Here is a 1,633-nt window from a genome sequence, read left to right on the forward strand (position 1 = left end):
CAGACCGACACCCAGGACGAAAAAGGCAACATCGTCCAAAACCGCACCGTCTACCAAGGCCTGGTCACCACCCAGATCAACCCCTTGAAGCGAGAAAAGCGAGACACCCGCAACCCCCTGGGCCAACTGATCGAGACCCGCGACGCCAAGCAAGGACTCACCCTGTTCGCCCGCGACGCCTGGGGCAACCTCACCCAGACCACCGACCCCACCGGCAACCTCATCGGCATCGACTACGACCGACTGGGCCGCAAGACTGAACTGCGCGACCCCGACCTCGGCCGTATCGAATACAAGACCGACCCCCTGGGCCAGGTCTGGCAACAGATCAGCCCCAAGCAACGGCTCGCCGCCGCCAGCATGGCCGACGGCGATAAGTGGAAGGCCTACACCAATTACCGCTTCGACCTGCTCGGCCGCCAGATCACCCGACTGGAGCCCGACCTCGTCAGCCACTGGCGCTACGACAGCGCCGCCATGGGCATAGGCCAGCTGCACCAAAGCTACACCTGCCAGGGCGGCACTGACATCAGCGCCAACTGCCCACGTGAATACGTCCGTACGCACAGCTACGACAGCCTCGGCCGTCCCGCTGCCGTCACCACCCAACTGTTCAACGGCAGCAATGGCAGCTTCATCAGCACCCCCAGCTATGACAACTGGGGCCGGCTCGCCCAAGAACAGCACCAGCACAGCAATACCAGCACCACCTTTGAGCACCGCTACAACGCCTACGGCTACCTCAAACAGATCGGCCGCAACAACAGCACCGTCCTGTGGAAAGCCCAACAGCAAGATGCCGCCAACCGCGTCATCCAAGCCCAGCTCGGCAACGGCCTCCAGCTCAACCGCCGCTACAACGACTATACCGGCCGACTGGACACCAGCAGCCTCCAAGCCGGCGCCATCACGCGCCTGCAGGAAAGCTACAACTACGACCTGCTCGGCAACGTCAGCCAGCGCAGCCAATACTGGGATGGCAGCGAAGGCTTCAGCGAAGTCTTTGACTATGACGAACTGAACCGCCTCAAACTCAGCCAAGTCGCCGGCCAAGCCCAGCAGGTCTTCACCTACGACAGCATCGGCAACCTCACCAGCAAGACCGGTGTCGGCACGGGCAGCTACAACTACCCCGTCCCCGGCCCCAACGCCATCCGACCCCACGCCGTACGGAGTATCGGTAGCTACGGCACCTTCTATTACGACGACAACGGCAACCTCGAGAGCATCGCCAAGGCCAACGGCCAGAACAACCAGCTACTCAAGTGGACCAGCTTTGACATGCCGGCCAGCCTGAGCAAAGGCAGCAACAAGAGCACCTTTGTCTACGGCCCTGATCACCAGCGCACCAAGCAGGTCAAGGACGGTGCCGATACCGGCACCACCTGGTACGCCGGCGCCATGGAACTGGAAACCGCCAATGGCGACACCCTCCAGTACAAACGGCTCAAGACCTACTGGCCCATGGGCCTGGGGGTGGAAGTCAACACCTTTGGCAACCCGGCCGAGCAGAGCTGGACGCACAGCGACCGGCTGGGCAGCCTGGTGGCCATCACGGGCGCCGACGGCAGCCTGAAGGACAAGCTCGCCTACGACGCCTGGGGCAAGCGCCGCAACCTGAACGGCAGCGGCA

Annotated in this window: 1 protein-coding gene; it reads left to right on the forward strand. The window is 63.0% G+C overall.

The window, feature by feature from the left end; all coding sequences use genetic code 11:
* A partial coding sequence (locus QWZ03_RS13270) for a hypothetical protein (protein ID WP_308447565.1) occupies nt 1–1,633 on the forward strand: 1,633 nt, incomplete at both ends.

Origin of the sequence: Chitinimonas viridis (assembly GCF_030409555.1) — a bacterium.
GTDB lineage: Bacteria > Pseudomonadota > Gammaproteobacteria > Burkholderiales > Chitinimonadaceae > Chitinimonas > Chitinimonas viridis.